Genomic DNA, 15,995 nt, shown 5'->3' on the forward strand with positions numbered 1-15,995 from the left:
TCAAGGACGGCCGCCGCCCACGACCAGGACCTGGCCGCTGACGTAGTTGGACTCGGGCAGGCAGAACAGGTACACCGCCCCCGCGGCTTCCGCCGGCGTGCCGGCCCGGCCGATGGGGATCAGGCTCTCGGCGTTCTTCAGCACCTGCGGATTGACGCCCACCTTGATCTGCCGGCCTTCGATATCCAGCGTGGCGTCGCCGTCGGCGGACGCTTCCGTCAGGCGCGTCTTGATCAGCCCGAAAGCCACGCTGTTGACGTTGACCTTATAGCGGCCCCATTCCTTGGCCAGCGCGCGCGTCAGGCCGTTGATGCCGGCCTTGGCGGCGGAATAATTCGCCTGGCCGGCATTACCCATCACGCCGGAAGTGGACGAGATGTTCACGACCTTGCGGAACACCTCCTTGCCTTGTTCCGCTTCGGCCTTGGCGGCCACGCGGATGAAGCCGGACGCGGCGCGCAGGATGCGGAACGGCGCGGACAGGTGCACGGCCAGGATCGCGTCCCATTGTTCGTCCGTCATCTTCTGGATCACGTTGTCCCAGGTGTAGCCAGCGTTGTTGACGATGATGTCCAGGCCGCCGTAGGTGTCCACGGCGGTGCCGACGAAACGCTCGGCGAAGCCTGTTTCGATCACGCTGCCGGCGCAGGCCTGCGCCTGGCCGCCCAGCTTGCGGATCAACGCGACGGTTTCCTCCGCCGGCCCCGCATCCAGATCATTCACCACCACGCTGGCGCCTTCGCGCGCCAGCTTCAGCGCAATCTCCTGGCCGATGCCGCGTCCTGCGCCCGACACCAGCGCCACCTTGCCTTCCAATGTACCCATCGCACTCTCCTTCTTTTGATTTACCGGACCGCCAGTACCGCCACGCCGCTCAGGCGCAGTTCTCCGGTCTGGCTGCGCGCATGCAGTTCCACCCGCAGGCGGGCTTCTCCCTGCGCTTCAAAGCGTTCCACCACGCGGCCCGTGCAGCGGACCTCGTCGCCCACATGCGTGATCGCCACGAAACGCACTGCGTACTCGCGCAGCGCCGATTGCGGCGCCCAGTTCGTCAGCAGGCGGGCCAGATAGGCGGCTGACAGCATGCCGTGGGCGAAGACGTCGTCCATGCCGGCGGCGCGGGCGAAATCCAGGTCTACGTGTATCGGGTTGTGGTCGCCCGAGGCGCCGCAGTACAGCGCCAGCGCCAGCCGGCTGACCGGCCCGGCGGTAAAGCCGGGCAGCTCGTCGCCGGCCCGGGCGTCATGGTTCATGGCTGTGCTCATCGCGCGCTCCTCAGGCATTGCGCACGACCGTGGTCGCGCGCAGTTCGGCGACCAGGCGCCCGGCGGCGTCGGTAACCCGGGTTTCACGCACGACGAACTCCAGCGCGCCGCCCTTCTTGGCGTAGATGTCGGCAATGCGCGGTTCGAAATGCAATTCGTCGCCGGCATGCGCCATGGTGTGGTAAACGAAAGCCTGCTCGCCGTGCAGCACCCGGGCGATGTCGATGCCCAATAGTTCACGCATGGCGGCAGGACGGGGACTGGCCATCTCCAGGCAGAAGAGGAAGGTCGGCGGCACCGGCAATCCCGGGTGTCCGGCGGCGCGCGCGGCGGCCTCGTCGATGTAGACCGGGTCGTCCTGTCCGGTTGCCTGGGCGAAAAAGCGCAGACGGCCCGCCTCCACGGTCGCGTTGAACACCGGCAAAGCGGCGCCAATATGACTGGTATCCAGCATGACGCTCTCCTCAAGCGGCCTGGTACAGCGTCACCACGCAGGCGCCGCCCAGTCCCAGGTTGTGCTGCAGCGCCAGCCTGGCGCCCTCGACCTGGCGCAGATCCGCCTGGCCGCGCAGCTGCCACACCAGTTCGGTGCATTGCGCCAGGCCGGTAGCGCCCAGCGGATGGCCCTTGGACAGCAAACCGCCGGACGGATTGGTCACGACCTTGCCGCCATAGGTGTTGTCGCCCTCCAGGATGAACTTCTCGGCGGTGCCCTCCGGCGTCAGGCGCAGGCCCTCGTAGGTGATCAGCTCGTTGGCGGTGAAGCAGTCGTGCAGTTCCACCACGTCCACATCGCCGGGGCCGATGCCTGCGGCTTCATAAACCTGGTCGGCCGCGGCCCGAGTCATGTCAAAGCCCACGACTTTGCGCATGTCGCCAGCGCCAAAGGTGGACGGCGTGTCTGTCGTCATGGCTTGCGCGGCGATGCTGACGATGGGAGCAAGGCCGTGGCGGCGGGCGAACTCGTCCGAGCACAGGATGGCGGCCGCCGCGCCGCAAGTGGGCGGGCAGCATTGCAGGCGCGTCAGGGGATCGAAGATCATGGGCGCGGCCAGCACCTCGTCCAGCGTGACCGTCTGGCGGAACACCGCATAGGGATTGCGTGCGGCATGCTGGCGCGCCTTGACCGCGATGCGCGCGAAGATGTCGGCGCCGATGCCGTGTTCCTTCATGTAGTCGCGGCCCGCGCCGCCGAAGAACTGGGCCGCGCGCGGCTTGGCCGTGTCATAACCTTGCATTTCGCTCATCGCCGAGACGAAATCCAGCAACGGCGAAGGACGGTCTTCATACACGCCCTTCAACGCGCCGGGCACCATCTGCTCGAAGCCCACCGCCAGCGCGCACTCCACCGCGCCGCTTTCCACGGCCTGGCGCGCCAGGAACAGGGCCGAGGAACCGCTGGCGCAATTGTTGTTGACGTTGAACACAGGAATGCCGCTCAGCCCCACGCCGTAGACCACCGCCTGGCCGGCGGTCGAATCGCCGTAGACGTAACCCGCGTAGGCCTGCTGGACCGCGTCGTATTGCAGCCCGGCATCTTGCAATGCCTCGCGCACGGCGCGCGCGCCCATCACCGTATACGCCTCGCTGGCGCCGGGCTTGCTGAACGGGATCATGCCTACCCCTGCCACCCATACTTTCCGATTCATGCCTGATTCTCCTGATGAGCGGGCGCGGCCACAGCCGCGCTCCTGGATTCATGGTTCTGTCGCAGCGCGGACTTCAGCACCTTGCCCGCGGCCGACATGGGCAACTCGTTGAGGAACTCATAGGTCTTGGGACACTTGAAGGCGGCCAGCAGCTGGCGGCAATGCCTGTCCAGGGAGTCCGCATCCACCACCGTGCCGAGACGCGGCACGATCACCGCGTGCACCGCCTCGCCCCAGCGCGCATGCGCCACGCCGATGACCGCGCAACGCGCCACCAGCGGATGCCGGGCCAGTGCGCCTTCCACTTCAGCGCCATAGACGTTTTCGCCGCCGCTGACGATCATGTCCTTGAGCCGGTCCACAATGTACAGATAGCCGTCTTCGTCCTGCCGGGCCGCGTCGCCCGTCAGCAGCCAGCCCTGCTCGAATGCGCAACGCGTTTCTTCGGGCCGGTTCCAGTAGCCCTGCATCACCATGGGTCCGCGCACCGCCAGTTCGCCGACGACGCCTGGCGCCGCCTCGCTTCCGTCGGGCGCGAGAATGCGCGTTTCCACGCCCACGGCTGGCCGTCCCGCCGATTCGGCGCGCGTGCCGCCCTGGCGCACCTCGGCATTGATGGCCACGGTGGCGGCGGTTTCCGTCATGCCGTAGGCGTGCACGAATTCCGCTTGGGGGAAGGCCGTCAGCGCGCGGTCGAGCAATGCCCGGGAAATCGGCGACGCGCCCCAGATCACGCGCTGCACGCCGCCCAGCCGGTATTGCGCGAACCCGGGCTCATCCAGCAGCATCTGGATCATGCTGGGTACCAGCAGCACCTCGGTTACGCCATCGTCCTGCAGAGCCTGCAGCACCGCGCGGGGCTGGAAGCCGCGCGGTATCGCCACCGATGCGCCCGCGACAAATTGTCCGATCAGCCGCCCCAAGCCGGCCACATGAAAAAGCGGCGCGACCAGCAAGGTATGGCTGTCGGGCGACGTCGGGACGGTGGCCATCCTGGCCACCGCGGCGCTCCACAGGTTTGCGTGGGTCAGCATGGCGCCCTTGGGCGCGCCGGTCGTGCCGCCGGTAAAGAGAATCGCGGCCAGCGTGTCGCCGCCCGCGCGGACGTCCTCCTGCGCCACCGCCGCGGTGGCGTGGGCTTCCAGGACCTCGGCAGATAGCGGTTCCGCGCCGGCGGGCATGTCGATGGCGGCCATGCGCGGCGCCATCGTCTCGTCCACCAGCAGCAGGCGCGGGCTGCAATCGGCCAGCGCTTGCGCAAGCTCTGCGCCGCTCCAGCGCGTGTTCAGCGGCACCACCGCCGCGCCCAGCCACCAGCACGCCAGGATCCACGACACATAGTCCGCGCCGTTGGCGCTCCAGAAGGCCACGCGATCGCCCGGCAGCACGCCATGGTCGCGCAGCACGGCAGCCTTGCGCGCGGCCCAATCGATCAACCCTGCGTAGGTCCAACGCCTCGCGTCTTCGCGCAGCGCGATCTTTGCGGGGTGCAGCCGGCCTGCGCGATGCAGACCTTGTGTCAGATACATGGTGCTTGTCTCCTGCGGCACGCGTGGGCTTGGGCGGTTTCCGGTCCGGCATCGCATGCCTTCGTCGCGATGTCCCTAGCTTCTCCCTTGAGGCCGGATCGCGGCAATGGCCGCAGGCGTCAAACCGATAGGCGAAAAGTGTCAGCGGCCCGCGGGACCGCAGACCAGGCGGTTGCGGCGGTACTCGCCCGGCGATACGCCGGTCCATTTCTTGAAGGCGCGGTGGAAGGTGCTGGGTTCGGAAAAGCCCAGGCGCTCGGCGATTTCCATCAGGGAAAGATCGTGCCGTGCCAGGTATTCGACGGCGGCATCGCGTCGCAGATCGTCCTTCAAGGCTTGAAAGCCCTGGCCCTCCTCACGCAGATGCCGCCGCAGCGTCTGCGGCGTCATCGCGAGCTGCGCGCTGACCTGGGCCAACGACGGCAATTCCTTGGAAAGATCGTTGCGCAGCAGGCGTCGGATGCGGTCGGTCAGGGTGGTGCGGTCGTGGTACTTCACCAGCAGGTCGAACGGAGCATTGGCCAGGAATGGCTTGAGCGTCTGTCCGTTCTGCACGACAGGCAGGGCCAGCCAGCGCGACTCCAGCCACAGGCCGGTCACGGGCTGGCCATAGCGCACGGGCGCATAGAACAGCCTGTGCGCATCGACGCTGCGGGCGCCGCTGCTGTAGTCCACGCCCAGGATGGGAATGCGCCGCGCGGCCAGCCAGTTGGCCACGCCCAGCGTGAAAAACAGAAAGCTGCGCTCGCCATACCAGCGCGTACAGCTGCTGGGGCCGCGCGAGTCGAGCACGATGCGCGCGCGCTCGCCGCTGACGCACAAGCGGGCGGTGAAGTCGGGCAGCACGCCGTGGTAGTAGCGGAATGCCACGCGCAAGGCCTGCCCCACCGTGCCTTCGTGCAGCGCGAGCCGGCAGGCATGATCGAACGCCCCCATGGGAACGGGATGCTGGCCCATGCCGAGGAAGTCGTCCCGGGTGGCGCGGCGCAACACCCGCATTATCTGCGCCAGCTGCGCCTGCGAAACCCGCGCCATCGGCGCCTGCAGCAGGGTCGGCGGCACGCCGGCGCGCATCAGCACCCGTTCCACGTCCACGCCCCGGCTGCGCGCGCCTTGCAGGATCTGGGCGATATGCCCCACGGCGATGGTGTGATGGGTCATGAGCGAATCCTGCGGCTGGCGTACGCCGATGGATCGATGGTAGCCAAAGCCCGCGCGCGCAGGAATGGCTGGCATGAGCATTCCCGCCAAGCGGAATCAGCGAATTCGCCATTGGTGAGCCGCAAAGCCGCGCCTAGACTGGGCCGAGCCCCTGGCGGGCATGCCACTTCGTATTTACGGGAGTCCCTCTTTGGATACGCCGAACACCGCTCCGCTCGCAGGCGTCAGGATCCTGGACCTGTCGCGGCTCCTGCCCGGCCCGCTGGGTGCGCAGTACCTGGCCGACCTCGGCGCCGATGTGATCAAGATCGAAGACACGCAGGCGGGCGACTATGCGCCCGCGCCGCTGCGCGCCCTCTGCAACCGCAACAAGCGCGGGCTGCGGCTGGATCTCAAGCATCCCGAAGGACAGGCGGCGCTGGCCGCGCTGGCGCGCGGCGCCGACGTGGTGATCGAGAGCTTCCGGCCCGGCGTGACCGCGCGGCTGCAGGCCGACTACCCCACCCTGGCGCGGCACAACCCCCGGCTGGTCTACTGCAGCATCACCGGCTACGGACAGGACGGCCCGCAGCGCGACGCCGCCGGCCATGACCTGAACTATGCCGCCTGCGCCGGCGTCGCCGACCAGATGGGCTGCGGGCCCGATCTGCCGGCGTTGTCCAACCTGCCGGTGGCCGACATTCTTGGAGGCTCGCTCACCGCGGTGATGGGCATATTGGCCGCGCTGTACGACGCCCAGCGCAGCGGGCGCGGACGTTATATCGATATCGCCATCGCCGACGGCCTGCTGGCCGCCGCCGTGGTGCCGCTGGCCACGCTCAACGCCCGCGGCGACACGCGCCCGGCGGGCGCCGATACCTTGTCGGGCGGACTGGCCTGCTATGGCCAGTACCGCGCGGCGGACGGGCGCTACCTGGCGGTCGCCGCGCTGGAGCCCAAGTTCTGGGAAACGCTGTGCCGGCGGCTGGAACGCCCCGACCTGGCGCCGCTGCACCGCAACGGCGACGCGACGCAGCAGGCGCACGTGCGCAGCGAGCTGCAACAGCTGTTCGGCACGCGGCCGCTGGCGCACTGGCTGGAGTTGCTGGAAGACGCCGACTGCTGCGTGTCGCCCGTGCTCAAGCTGGCGGAAAGCCTGGAGCATCCACAGTTCGTCGCCCGCGGCCTGCCGTTGCAGACCGAGCATCCGATCTATGGCCGCCATGCCCAGGTCGCCAGCCCGGTGAGGATGTCGGGCTTCCAGTTCGCCATCCACCGCCAGGCCCCGCTGCCGGGCGAACACAGCCATCAGATCCTGCGCGAGGCCGGCTACAGCGAGCCGGACGTCGCCAGCCTGATCGGACGTGGCGTTGCGCTGTAGGCACATACGGCCAGCCCACCCGACACCTGCAGTACCCATAACCAGGACGGAGACATCCATGAACGATCCTCATCGCAGCCCTCTTTCGCCCCGGCGCCGCAGCCTGCTCAAGCTGAGCGCGGCCCTGCCCGCCGCGCTGGCCTTGCAGCGGCCGGCCCGCGCCGCGGGCTTTCCCACCCGGCCCGTCACGCTGATCGTGCCGTTTCCCGCAGGCGGCGCGACGGACACCCAGATGCGCGCGCTGGCGGTCGCGGCCTCGCGCGAACTGGGCCAGACGGTCGTCATCGCCAACCGGCCGGGCGCCGGCGGCACGCTCGGTCCCGCAGCCATGGCGCATACCGCCGCGCCGGACGGCTACACGGTGTCGGTGGTGGTGGGCACGCTGTTCCGCTATCCCTTTCTGCAGCAGGTCAACTATGACCCGCTGAAGGACTTCACCTACGTCGCCTGCATGACGGCCTACTCCTATGCCATCGTGGTGCGCGAGGACGCGCCCTGGCGCACGCTGGATGAACTGATCGCCGACGCGCGCGCCCATCCCGACAAGATCAGCTACGGTGGCACCGGCACGGGCGGATCGGGACGCATCGCGATCGAGCGCCTGTCGCGGCTGACGAACACGCGCTTCAACTTCATCCCGTACAAGGGCGCGGCCGAGGAAACCACCGCGCTGCTGGGCGGCCATATCCAGATGGTGTCGGACGCCGGCTGGGGTCCCATGATAGACACCGGCAAGGCCCGCTTGCTGGCGGTTCTAGGCGAGGCCCGCGCCAAGCGCGTGCCAGACGTGCCCACGCTGACGGAACTGGGCTACCCCATCGTCACGGCCAACCCGGTCGGCATCGCCGGTCCGAAGGGCATGGATCCCGAGGTGACGCGCGTCTTGCAGCAGGCCTTTCATCGCGCGTCCAGCGATCCGGAGTACAACCGCGCGTTGGAAACCGCCGACCAGCCCCACATGCTGATGGACAGCGCCGCGTACACCGACTTCGCGATCCGGCAGGTGGCGGAAGAGAAAAAGTTCGTGGCCGAGCTGGGCCTGAAGATGCAGTGACGGCTTGGAGCGCGCGCTGCCGTCGGCGTCCTCAGGCGGCGGGGTGCAGCATGCAGTCGCGCAAGCGCAGCACCGATGCGCAGGAAGTGTCGCGATGCGTCACCAGCGACAGGGACAGAGCATCGTGCGCATCGGCGTCGGTCAGCGGCACGAAGGCCACATGCGGGGTCGAGTACGCCCGCGTCACGCCGGGCACCAGCGCCAGCCCCATGCCGCTGGCCACCAGGCTGATGAGCGTCTGCACCTGTATTGCCTCCTGGCTGATGCGCGGCGAGAAGCCCGCCTTCAGGCATAGCGCCTGCGCCACGCCGTGCAGGCCCGGCACCTTCAGCGGCGAGTACAGCACGAAGCTTTCGGCGCGGGCCCGCTGCAGGCTGACCGGCCCGCCCGCGGCCAGCGGATGTCCCGCCGGCACGGCCAGGATGAGGTCGTCGCGCTCCACCACCCAGGAATCCAGCGCCGCGTCTTCCGCCAGGGGGCCGCGCACCAGGCCGGCGTCGATATCGTTGGCGCGCAGCATCGCCACCAGGCCGACCGTGCTGTCCTCGCGCAGGTCCAGCTGCACGTCCGGATACTGCGCGCGGAAGGCTGGCAAGTGACGCGGCAGCAGCATGTAGGTGGCCGAGCCGACGAAGCCCAGCCGCAGCGTGCCCCATTCGCCCAGCGCCACGCGGCGGGCGGCCTGGCGCGCCTGGTCGGCGTGGAACAGCGCGCGGCGGGCGTCCGCCATCAGCGCCTGGCCCGCAGGCGTAGTCGTCACGCCCTTGGCGCCGCGCACCAGCAGCGGCACGCCCACCGCATGTTCCAGTTTCTGGATCGAGACCGACAGCGCCGGTTGCGCGATATGCAGCGTGTCGGCGGCCCGCCGGTAGCTGCCCAGCTCCGCGATGGTGACGAACTGCCGGAGCTGCCGCAAATCGATAGTCATAACAAATTCCATATCACCCAATACCTACGCCATATTAGACGTGTATGCGGCTGGCCGATAGGATTCCTGCCATGACAGCCTCTCCTCTATCCGGAACCCGCGCACTGGGCGGCGTGCGCATCCTGGACCTGACGTCCGTGGTGTTTGGCCCTTACGCATCGCAGATACTGGCCGACTATGGCGCCGACGTGATCAAGGTGGAAGCGCCCGCGGGCGATTCCACCCGCCATACCGGTCCCGCTCAAGAACCTGGACTGGCCGCCATCTTCCTGGGCTTGAACCGCAATAAGCGCAGCATCGTCCTGGACCTGAAGCAGGCCGCGGCGCGGCAAGCGCTCTTGACGATGGTGGACCAGGCCGACGTGCTGATGCACAGCATGCGCCCGGCCAAGATGGCGGCGCTGGGACTGGACCCGGACACGCTGTGCGCGCGCAATCCACGCCTGATCTATGCCGGCCTGTACGGCTTCGGCGCGGGCGGCGCCTACGACGGCCGGCCTGCGTACGACGACATCATCCAGGGCCTGTCGGGCCTGGCCGACCTGGTCGATCGACAGACCGGCGCGCCGCGTTACCTGCCTACCGTGGCCGCCGACAAGACCTGCGGCCTGATCGCGGCGCACGCCATCCTGGCCGCCCTGTTCCAGCGCGAGCGCAGCGGCGCGGGGCAGCAGTTGGAGGTACCCATGTTCGAGAGCATGGCGTCCTATGCACTGGTCGAGCATTACTACGGCAGGCACCTGGCCGACCAGCCCGGCGAGGCGGGCTATCCGCGCGTGCTCACGCCCTGGCGCAGGCCGTGCCAGACCGCGGACGGCCATGCCTGCCTGATGCCCTACACCGACGCCCACTGGCGCGACTTCTTCATTGCGGCGGAGCGCCCCGATCTGGCGGCAGACGCGCGCTTTGCCGACATCGCGTCGCGCACGCGGCATATCGAGACGCTGTACGAACTGCAGGCCGGCATCGTGGCCGCACGCGATACCGCCTACTGGCTGGCGCTGTGCGAACGGTTGGAAATCCCCGCCGCGCGCGTCAACCGCCTGCAGGACCTGGAGGCCGATCCGCACCTGCAAAGTGTGGACTTCTTCGAGCCGCTCGAAAGCGCCTCGGGCAGCCGCTACCGCTTTCCGCGCAACCCCGTGCGCCTGCAGCACTCCCACGTGCCGGCCGCCATGCCGCCGCGCCTGGGCGAGCACACGCTGGACGTGCTGCGCCAGGCCGGCCTGGACGAAACCCTGATCTCCACGCTTCTGGAATCGGGCGCCGCCCGCGACGCGCTTTTCTCAACCCAGACCCACAGCAAGGACCCCGCATGACCGCAGACCGCAACGCCGTCGATATCAAGCAGCTAGGCCACGGCTACTACTGGCAGGACCTGGCCGTGGGCCAGCGCTTCCACACATTCCGCCGCACGGTGACCGAAACCGACATCGTGAATTTCATCAGCGTGACCGGCATGCTGGAAACGATCTTCATCGACGCCACCTATGCGCATGGCGCCATCCAGGGACGCCCCGCCCCCGGCGCGCTGACCTACGGCCTGATCGAAGGCCTGATCATGCAGGGCATGGTGCAAGGCACCGGGCTGGCGCTGCTGGAGGTCCACAAGAAAATGCTGGCGCCGGTGGTCGCGGGCGACACCATCTGGGCCGAGATCGAAGTCACGGGCATACGCCCCACCTCGCAGCACAACCGGGCGGTGGTCGCGTCCGCCATCGAGGTCCGCAATCAGCACGGCAAGCCGGTGATGGCCTACACGGCCACGCGCATGCTGGCCGGCAGGCCCTGAAAGTTCATCAGACGGCCAAGCCTCCCCGCAGAGGGAGCAGGCGGCTGGACGCGGTTCGCGTCGCCAAAACAGCACAAGGAGACAAAAGATGAAGAAAGCACTGCTGGCAGGCAGCCTCGCCATCCTGGCGCTGGCAGGCGCCGCAACCGCCCAGGCCGCCTGGCCCGAGCGCCCCATCACCATGGTGGTGCCCTTCCCGCCCGGCGGGCCGACCGACCTGGTGGCGCGGGTGCTGGCCAAGCAGTTGACGGACCAGCTGGGCCAGACCGTCGTGGTCGAGAACAAAGGCGGCGCCAACGGCAATATCGGCATGCAGTACGCGGCAGCCGCCAAGCCCGATGGCTATACCGTGCTGTACAACACGTCCTCCATCGCGCTCAGTCCCAATCTGTATCGGTCGCTGGCCTTCGACCCGGTCAAGGACTTCGCGCCGGTATCGTCCACGGCAGTGATCCCGCTGGTGCTGCTGGTGCATCCGTCCGTGCCGGCGCCAGACACCCGCGCGTTCGTGCAGTACGCGCGCGAGCATCCCGGCAAGCTGTCGTATGGTTCGGCCGGCGCCGGCAACGTCACGCACCTGGGCGCCCTTTTACTGCTGCGTTCGCTCGAGATCGACGCGGTGCATGTGCCGTACCGCGGCAGCGCACCGGCCATGACGGACCTGGTCGGCGGGCAGGTGCAGCTCATGACCAATACGCTGAACGATTCGCTGGGCTTCATCCGCGAAGGCAAGCTGCGCGCGCTGGCCGTGACCAGCGGCACGCGCAGCGAGCAGTTGCCCGAGGTGCCGACGGTGGCCGAAACGGTGGTGCCGGGGTTCGAGATGGGCGCCTGGCAAGGCGTGGTGGTGCCGGCAGGCACGCCGGCGCCGATCATAGACAAGCTGAACGCGGAAATCCGCCGCGCGCTGCAATCGGCCGAAATGACCAAACAGCTGAAGGCGCAGGGCGCGCAGGCGCTGGGCTCCACGCCGCAGGAATATGCCGCCTACATCAAGAGCGAAATCGGGCGGTGGGGAGAAGTGGTGAAGGCAGCCAACGTGAAGCTGGACTGAAAGGCGCCGGAGGCAAGTGCAAACGCCCGCGACTCGCGGGCGTTTTGCCGGGACTGCGAAGCCGGCTGGAAAACTCAGCGGCCGTTGGCCTTGGCCGTGATGCCGTTGGCCGCGCCCATGTCGGTATTGGGTACGTCGCGCAACAGCACGCGCACGTCCTGGCCCGAGATGCCGATGCTGGCGCACACGGCCTGGTTCAGGGCCGCGATCAGCGCGGCCTTCTTGGCCTCGTCGCGGCCGGAGATCAGCGCCACGTCGACGCGGGCCATGGCCTTGCCGATTTCGCCGCCCACGATCACGTGTTCCGCCGCCACTTCCTGCAGCACGATGCGCACGCTGGGCAACGGCGCCGCGATGCTTTCGACGACCGCGTTGGACGCGGCCTGCAACAGTGCGGTCTTCTGTGCGGCCGTGTGGCCTGCCATGATCTGGACATTCAAAATAGGCATGACGGATTCCGATGTTCCGAAAAAGGAGAAACCGGCCCAGGCGGCCGGCAAACCATCATATCCGGATCGGGGACGCGCAAACGGCCGCGGGACCACGATCCGGATTAGGGTTTCTCCCTGTCAGGCCGCCTGATCGCGGCGCTCGAGCTCGGGCTGCTCTTGCGCGTCGGGGGCTGCGGCAGCTTCCGCCGGGGCCGCGGTTTCCGCCAGCGCCGGGGTCACCAGTTCCACGACCTTCTTGCGCGACAGCATGCCGATGAACTCGTCGTCCTCGCCGGTCACCGCGACCGGCTGGTCGCTGTGCACCAGCTGGGCCAGCACCTCGCCCAAGCCAGCCGTGGCCGGCACCGAAGCCAGGTCCTCGACGTAGCGGGAGATATCGCGCGCGCCTTCCTCGATGGCGCGCGTGGCGGCCTCCGCGGTCAGCACGCCCGCCAGCCGCTTGCCGTCCAGCACCGGCGCATATTCGTAGCTCAGGGCGCGCATGCGGTCCATGGCGTGGGCGGGACGCGAACGCATGGTCAAAGTCAGGCGCGCCGGGTTCACGGCATGCGTGGCGTTGAGCACCTTGGTGCGGTTCACGTCCTGCAGGAACGACTGCACGTAGTCGTTGGCCGGGTTCAACAGGATGTCTTCCGGCGTGCCTTCCTGCACCAGTTCGCCGTCCTTGAGAATGGCGATGCGGTTGCCCAGGCGCAGGGCTTCGTCCAGGTCATGCGTGATGAAGACGATGGTCTTGTTGAGCTTGGCCTGCAATTGCAGCAACTGGTCCTGCATCTCGCGGCGGATCAGCGGATCCAGCGCCGAGAAGGCTTCGTCCATCAGCAGGATTTCGGCATCGGTAGCCAGCGCCCGGGCCAGGCCGACGCGCTGCTGCATGCCGCCCGACAACTGGTGGGGATACTGGTTCTCGAAGCCCGACAGGCCCACCTGGTCCAGCCATTCGCGGGCGCGCTTTTCGCGTTCGGCACGGCCCACGCCCTGCACGGTGAGGCCGTAGGCGGCATTGTCCAGCACGGTGCGGTGCGGGAACAGGCCGAAGCGCTGAAACACCATGCTCATCTTCTTCTGGCGGAAGATTTCCAGGTCGCGCTTGTTCAGGCTGACCACGTCCACGCCGTCGACCAGGATGTGGCCGGCGCTGGGTTCGATCAGGCGGTTGAAGTGGCGGATCAAGGTGGACTTGCCGGAACCCGACAGGCCCATGATGACGTAGATGCTGCCTTCTTCGATCGACAGGCTGATGTCGCGCAGGCCCAGCGTGTGGCCGCTTTCGGCCAGCAGCTGTTCCTTGCTCATGCCGCCCTGGGCAGCTTCCAGCCATTTCTTCGGATGCGGCCCGAAGACCTTGTAGATGTTCTTGACCTCGATCTTGCTCATCGCTGGCCTCCCATGCGCATGCGCTGTCCATACGATTGCGTGATCCGGTCGAACAGCACGGCCAACACCACGATACCCAAGCCCGCCAGCAGGCCGCGGCCCACTTCCAGGCGGTTGATGCCGAGCAGCACTTCATAGCCCAGGCCGCGCGCGCCGATCATCGAAGCGATCACCACCATCGACAGCGCCATCATCGTGGTCTGGTTGATGCCGGCCATGATGTTGGGCAGGGCCAGCGGCAACTGCACGCCGAACAGCTGCTGGCGCGGGTTGGCGCCGAAGGCGCGCGAAGCTTCCAGCACTTCGCGGTCGACCAGGCGGATGCCCAGGTCGGTCAGGCGGATCAGCGGCGGCACGGCGTAGATCACGGTGGCGATGATGGCGGGGATCTTGCCCAGGCCGAACAGCATGACCACGGGGATCAGGTACACGAAGCTGGGCATGGTCTGCATCACGTCCAGCACCGGCAGCATGATGGAACGCAGCCAGTTGATCCGCGCCATCAGCACGCCCAGCGGGATGCCGATGATCACCGACAGGCCGGCCGCCATGATCATCAGCGCCAGCGTCTGCATGCCGGCATCCCACAGGCCCAGCACGCCGATCACGCACAGCAGCGCGCCCATCGCCAGGCTCAGGCCGATGCGACGGCTGACGCCCCAGGCGATCGCGACCGTGACCGCGACCACCGCCCACCAGGGCGAATTGCGCAGTAGCTGCTCCAGCCACACCAGGGCATGCAGCACGGGCTGGGACAGGGTCTCCAGCGTGTCGGCATAGTTGGTGACCAGGTGATCGACAAAGCCGTCGATCGCCCCCCGGACCTGCCGGGCGGGAATAATTTCAGGAAACATTCGTTCTACTCCATTCTGGCGCACTCACCGCGCGGACCGCCCGCGCCTGCCCCGGAATCGGGAATGCGGCGCAAGCTTGCGGCTTCCAGCTAGAAAACGGCCGGCCATCCCGGCAGCGCCAGCGCATCCCGGTCCGGGCGCGCACGCCCGGCCGGCGGTCGTCCCGGCAAAGGAATCCGGCCACAAGGCTGGGCCGGAGCGCGCCGCGGAGGCGCGCAGCCAGGCTCATGGCGGGTTACAGCGCGCCTTGGACGCGCCCGGCGACGTCGGCCGGGACCCACTTGGTCCAGACGTCGGGCTTGTTCTTCAGGAACCACTTGGCCACGGCGCTGGCTTCGTCGCCGGACTCTTCCATGTGGGCCAGGGTTTCGTTGATCACCGGCAGCGGCACCGAGACCTTGGACAGGAATTCGGTGAGCTTGGGGGCTTCCTCGGAGAACTTGGTGTTCACCGCCGTGAAGACGGGATTGTCAGGATAGGCGCTGGGCTCGGGCTTGGCGCACTTGGGCGACGTCAGGCACTTGTGCTTTTCGGCGTCGTAGGGCGGCATGTCGAGCTTGACCAGGTCCATCGCGCCGACCAGCGGCGTGGGCGACCAGTAGTAGAAAACCACATTCTGCTTGCGCTTGTAGGCCGACATCAGGGCCGCCTTCTGCGCCGCGCCCGTGCCGGGCGAGTACAGCGTGTAGGAGTCGTCCAGCTTCAGGGCATGGAACAGGTTGTTGCTGGTGATTTCGCAGCCCCAGCCTGCCGGGCAGCCATAGAAGCGGCCCTTGCCGGGCTCTTCCGGATCCTTGAACTTGTCCTTGAACTTCGGCAGATCGGCCGCCGACTTCAGTTCGGGCAGGCGTTCGGCCGTGTAGCGCGGGATGTACCAGCCCTCGGCGCCCATATAGAGGTCGCCGATGCGCTTGACCTTGCCGGTCTTCTCGGCGCGGTCCCAGGGATCGGCGACACTGTTCAGCCAGATCTCGGTGTTGATATCCAGATCGCCGCGCTCCAGCGCGGCCAGGGCGGGCAGGGTCTCGGTGGGCAGGGTTTCGGTCTTGCAACCGTAGCCCTTTTCCATGATGAAACGTTCGACGTCAACCAGGACCAGGTTGGATTCCCAGTTCATCGCGCCGAAATTGACCGGGCGCTTGATTTCGCACTGAACGGCATCGGCGGCTTGGGCCGCACCAGCGAAGGCGAACAACACAGCCGCGGCGGCCAGGGTCTTGACAGGGGTAAAACGCATTGGCTTTTGCCTCCATAGGTTCAGGCACACACGCCAGGCTTGGGCCCGGAGGTGCCATGGAGCTAAGGGGGTTGTGCGGAAGACGGGCAGAACCGCCAATACAAACCGACACTAGCAACAAGACGGTCCGCGAGGGTGCGTCGTCTTGCAAGACAGGAGCTTCAAAAACGCAGTTTTTGAAAACCCACAGAAAGTGAACAAACTGAACGAAGAAGCGAGCATCTTAAACGAAATTGATGCTCAACCCAACCCCACGCCGGAATGAATCAGATACATTTCGGGA

16 protein-coding genes are annotated in these 15,995 nt (G+C 67.4%); 5 read left to right on the forward strand and 11 right to left on the reverse strand.

The annotated features are described in order from the left end of the window. The 6 genes from IPU70_RS25070 to IPU70_RS25095 form a co-directional block, all read right to left on the reverse strand. Complete coding sequence (locus IPU70_RS25070; RefSeq protein WP_207471503.1) at positions 1-825, reverse strand: SDR family NAD(P)-dependent oxidoreductase; 825 nt, start codon at positions 823-825, stop codon at positions 1-3. Positions 826-845: 20 nt separating this feature from the next. Continuing rightward, positions 846-1,265 carry a MaoC family dehydratase gene (locus IPU70_RS25075; protein WP_207471511.1) on the reverse strand — a complete coding sequence of 140 codons (420 nt, stop codon included), beginning with the start codon at positions 1,263-1,265 and terminating at the stop codon, positions 846-848. 10 nt (positions 1,266-1,275) lie between these two features. Beyond that, positions 1,276-1,719 carry a MaoC family dehydratase N-terminal domain-containing protein gene (locus tag IPU70_RS25080; RefSeq protein ID WP_207471513.1) on the reverse strand — a complete coding sequence of 148 codons (444 nt, stop codon included), beginning with the start codon at positions 1,717-1,719 and terminating at the stop codon, positions 1,276-1,278. A gap of 10 nt (positions 1,720-1,729) precedes the next feature. Beyond that, positions 1,730-2,914, reverse strand: a complete 1,185-nt coding sequence (locus IPU70_RS25085; protein ID WP_207471515.1) for a lipid-transfer protein — start codon at positions 2,912-2,914, stop codon at positions 1,730-1,732. Further along, positions 2,911-4,443, reverse strand: a complete 1,533-nt coding sequence (locus IPU70_RS25090; RefSeq protein ID WP_207471517.1) for a class I adenylate-forming enzyme family protein — start codon at positions 4,441-4,443, stop codon at positions 2,911-2,913. The genes IPU70_RS25085 and IPU70_RS25090 overlap by 4 nt, the downstream gene beginning before the upstream one ends. 141 nt (positions 4,444-4,584) lie before the next feature. After that, positions 4,585-5,685, reverse strand: coding sequence for an AraC family transcriptional regulator (locus IPU70_RS25095; protein WP_242702691.1), 1,101 nt, complete (start codon positions 5,683-5,685; stop codon positions 4,585-4,587). A gap of 109 nt (positions 5,686-5,794) precedes the next feature. Here IPU70_RS25095 and IPU70_RS25100 point away from each other — a divergent pair, with 109 nt between their 5' ends. Together IPU70_RS25100 and IPU70_RS25105 are read left to right on the forward strand one after the other, a co-directional pair. Further along, on the forward strand, positions 5,795-6,964 hold the full coding sequence (locus IPU70_RS25100; RefSeq protein WP_207471519.1) for a CaiB/BaiF CoA-transferase family protein: 1,170 nt from the start codon (positions 5,795-5,797) through the stop codon (positions 6,962-6,964). A 58-nt stretch (positions 6,965-7,022) separates the two neighbouring features. Then, positions 7,023-8,018, forward strand: a complete 996-nt coding sequence (locus IPU70_RS25105) for a tripartite tricarboxylate transporter substrate binding protein (protein WP_207471521.1) — start codon at positions 7,023-7,025, stop codon at positions 8,016-8,018. Between the two features lie 31 nt (positions 8,019-8,049). Here IPU70_RS25105 and IPU70_RS25110 read toward each other — a convergent pair whose 3' ends face one another. Then, positions 8,050-8,946, reverse strand: coding sequence for a LysR family transcriptional regulator (locus tag IPU70_RS25110; RefSeq protein WP_242702692.1), 897 nt, complete (start codon positions 8,944-8,946; stop codon positions 8,050-8,052). A gap of 71 nt (positions 8,947-9,017) precedes the next feature. Here IPU70_RS25110 and IPU70_RS25115 point away from each other — a divergent pair, with 71 nt between their 5' ends. The 3 genes from IPU70_RS25115 to IPU70_RS25125 all read left to right on the forward strand — a co-directional run bounded on the left by IPU70_RS25115 (position 9,018) and on the right by IPU70_RS25125 (position 11,792). Then, complete coding sequence (locus IPU70_RS25115; RefSeq protein WP_207471525.1) at positions 9,018-10,265, forward strand: CaiB/BaiF CoA-transferase family protein; 1,248 nt, start codon at positions 9,018-9,020, stop codon at positions 10,263-10,265. Further along, on the forward strand, positions 10,262-10,738 hold the full coding sequence (locus IPU70_RS25120; RefSeq protein WP_013395416.1) for a MaoC family dehydratase: 477 nt from the start codon (positions 10,262-10,264) through the stop codon (positions 10,736-10,738). Before IPU70_RS25115 ends, IPU70_RS25120 begins: the two co-directional genes overlap by 4 nt. 88 nt (positions 10,739-10,826) lie before the next feature. After that, on the forward strand, positions 10,827-11,792 hold the full coding sequence (locus tag IPU70_RS25125; RefSeq protein ID WP_207471527.1) for a tripartite tricarboxylate transporter substrate binding protein: 966 nt from the start codon (positions 10,827-10,829) through the stop codon (positions 11,790-11,792). 74 nt (positions 11,793-11,866) lie between these two features. On the opposite strand, the gene IPU70_RS25130 is transcribed toward IPU70_RS25125, so the two are convergent. The 4 genes from IPU70_RS25130 to IPU70_RS25145 form a co-directional block, all read right to left on the reverse strand. After that, the gene (locus IPU70_RS25130; protein ID WP_207471529.1) at positions 11,867-12,241 is read right to left on the reverse strand and encodes a tautomerase family protein; all 375 of its coding nucleotides are present in this window, start codon (positions 12,239-12,241) and stop codon (positions 11,867-11,869) included. A gap of 120 nt (positions 12,242-12,361) precedes the next feature. Next, a complete protein-coding gene (locus tag IPU70_RS25135) occupies positions 12,362-13,621 on the reverse strand; it encodes a glycine betaine/L-proline ABC transporter ATP-binding protein (protein WP_207471531.1) in 1,260 nt (419 codons plus the stop codon). Then, positions 13,618-14,475: a proline/glycine betaine ABC transporter permease gene (locus IPU70_RS25140; RefSeq protein ID WP_013395420.1), complete on the reverse strand. Its 858-nt coding sequence runs from the start codon at positions 14,473-14,475 to the stop codon at positions 13,618-13,620. The genes IPU70_RS25135 and IPU70_RS25140 overlap by 4 nt, the downstream gene beginning before the upstream one ends. Positions 14,476-14,710: 235 nt before the next feature. Then, complete coding sequence (locus IPU70_RS25145) at positions 14,711-15,712, reverse strand: ABC transporter substrate-binding protein (RefSeq protein WP_207471533.1); 1,002 nt, start codon at positions 15,710-15,712, stop codon at positions 14,711-14,713. Positions 15,713-15,995: the final 283 nt, after the last annotated feature.

Source organism: Achromobacter sp. SD115 (genome assembly GCF_017355315.1).
Taxonomy (GTDB): Bacteria; Pseudomonadota; Gammaproteobacteria; order Burkholderiales; family Burkholderiaceae_B; genus Achromobacter; species Achromobacter xylosoxidans_B.

What these genes read in the sequence shown, in the direction of transcription:
- IPU70_RS25145 (WP_207471533.1), bottom strand. Translation starts at nt 15,712, where the DNA reads ATGCGTTTTACCCCTGTCAAGACCCTGGCCGCCGCGGCTGTGTTGTTC.
- IPU70_RS25130 (WP_207471529.1), bottom strand. Translation starts at nt 12,241, where the DNA reads ATGCCTATTTTGAATGTCCAGATCATGGCAGGCCACACGGCCGCACAG.
- IPU70_RS25115 (WP_207471525.1), top strand. Translation starts at nt 9,018, where the DNA reads ATGACAGCCTCTCCTCTATCCGGAACCCGCGCACTGGGCGGCGTGCGC.
- IPU70_RS25095 (WP_242702691.1), bottom strand. Translation starts at nt 5,685, where the DNA reads ATGCTCATGCCAGCCATTCCTGCGCGCGCGGGCTTTGGCTACCATCGA.
- IPU70_RS25070 (WP_207471503.1), bottom strand. Translation starts at nt 825, where the DNA reads ATGGGTACATTGGAAGGCAAGGTGGCGCTGGTGTCGGGCGCAGGACGC.
- IPU70_RS25085 (WP_207471515.1), bottom strand. Translation starts at nt 2,914, where the DNA reads ATGAATCGGAAAGTATGGGTGGCAGGGGTAGGCATGATCCCGTTCAGC.
- IPU70_RS25090 (WP_207471517.1), bottom strand. Translation starts at nt 4,443, where the DNA reads ATGTATCTGACACAAGGTCTGCATCGCGCAGGCCGGCTGCACCCCGCA.
- IPU70_RS25140 (WP_013395420.1), bottom strand. Translation starts at nt 14,475, where the DNA reads ATGTTTCCTGAAATTATTCCCGCCCGGCAGGTCCGGGGGGCGATCGAC.
- IPU70_RS25075 (WP_207471511.1), bottom strand. Translation starts at nt 1,265, where the DNA reads ATGAGCACAGCCATGAACCATGACGCCCGGGCCGGCGACGAGCTGCCC.
- IPU70_RS25120 (WP_013395416.1), top strand. Translation starts at nt 10,262, where the DNA reads ATGACCGCAGACCGCAACGCCGTCGATATCAAGCAGCTAGGCCACGGC.
- IPU70_RS25135 (WP_207471531.1), bottom strand. Translation starts at nt 13,621, where the DNA reads ATGAGCAAGATCGAGGTCAAGAACATCTACAAGGTCTTCGGGCCGCAT.
- IPU70_RS25105 (WP_207471521.1), top strand. Translation starts at nt 7,023, where the DNA reads ATGAACGATCCTCATCGCAGCCCTCTTTCGCCCCGGCGCCGCAGCCTG.
- IPU70_RS25125 (WP_207471527.1), top strand. Translation starts at nt 10,827, where the DNA reads ATGAAGAAAGCACTGCTGGCAGGCAGCCTCGCCATCCTGGCGCTGGCA.
- IPU70_RS25080 (WP_207471513.1), bottom strand. Translation starts at nt 1,719, where the DNA reads ATGCTGGATACCAGTCATATTGGCGCCGCTTTGCCGGTGTTCAACGCG.
- IPU70_RS25110 (WP_242702692.1), bottom strand. Translation starts at nt 8,946, where the DNA reads ATGACTATCGATTTGCGGCAGCTCCGGCAGTTCGTCACCATCGCGGAG.